We start from the raw sequence: 300 nt of genomic DNA, 5'->3' as shown, positions 1-300 counted from the left end.
CGGGGCTATAGCTCAGCTGGGAGAGCGCTTGCATGGCATGCAAGAGGTCCGCGGTTCGATCCCGCGTAGCTCCACCACTTATCGCATTTGAAAACAGAAATATCTGCCAAACGGGGCTATAGCTCAGCTGGGAGAGCGCTTGCATGGCATGCAAGAGGTCCGCGGTTCGATCCCGCGTAGCTCCACCAAATGGCAGAAAAAACCAGTAAAACAGCATTGTTTTGGGGCTATAGCTCAGCTGGGAGAGCGCTTGCATGGCATGCAAGAGGTCCGCGGTTCGATCCCGCGTAGCTCCACCAA

3 tRNA genes are annotated in these 300 nt (G+C 56.0%); all 3 read left to right on the top strand.

The features are described from left to right. Window position 1: 1 nt before the first annotated feature. Window positions 2-77, top strand: a tRNA-Ala gene (locus Q0753_RS16615). 35 nt (window positions 78-112) lie between these two features. Further along, window positions 113-188 (top strand) — tRNA-Ala (locus Q0753_RS16610). Window positions 189-223: 35 nt separating this feature from the next. Further along, window positions 224-299 (top strand) — tRNA-Ala (locus Q0753_RS16605). Window position 300 lies beyond the last annotated feature (1 nt).

The sequence above is a fragment of the uncultured Oceanisphaera sp. genome, assembly GCF_947495715.1.
Lineage (GTDB): Bacteria > Pseudomonadota > Gammaproteobacteria > Enterobacterales > Aeromonadaceae > Oceanimonas > Oceanimonas sediminis.
Note: the sequence above shows the minus strand (reverse complement) of the source record. Positions and strands in the feature narration are given on the sequence as shown.